Below are 337 nucleotides of genomic sequence, written 5' to 3'. Positions count from 1 at the left end.
CGGCGGCGGTGTGCGCCAGGTCGCCCTCGTGCGGGCCGGTGGCTACTCAGTGGGCATGCGCGGGCGGCTGCGGATCGCATCGGCGCTGCACGGCGACCCGGCAACGCTTATCGACGACGACCCGGGCAACGGGGGGGACCCCGGGGGCAGCCTGTGGGTCCGCAACCTGGTCCAGCACCTTGCCACGGAGGGCCGTAGGGGGCTCGGCTCCGCGCACCTGACGAGCGAGATGGGACGCACCGCCGAGCACCTGATCGTGATCGGCCGGCGCCGGCTGATCGCCGACTCCTCGGTCGAGGAGTTCACCCTCCAGGCGTCCAGCGGCAAGGTCCACGTC

1 pseudogene is annotated in these 337 nt (G+C 73.3%); it reads left to right on the top strand.

The window, feature by feature from the left end:
* Window positions 1–55 precede the first annotated feature (55 nt).
* Window positions 56–337, top strand: a pseudogene (locus tag UK12_RS34225) (ABC transporter ATP-binding protein); the annotation flags it as partial.

The sequence above is a fragment of the Saccharothrix sp. ST-888 genome (assembly GCF_000955975.1).
Lineage (GTDB): Bacteria > Actinomycetota > Actinomycetes > Streptomycetales > Streptomycetaceae > Kitasatospora.
Note: the sequence above shows the minus strand (reverse complement) of the source record. Positions and strands in the feature narration are given on the sequence as shown.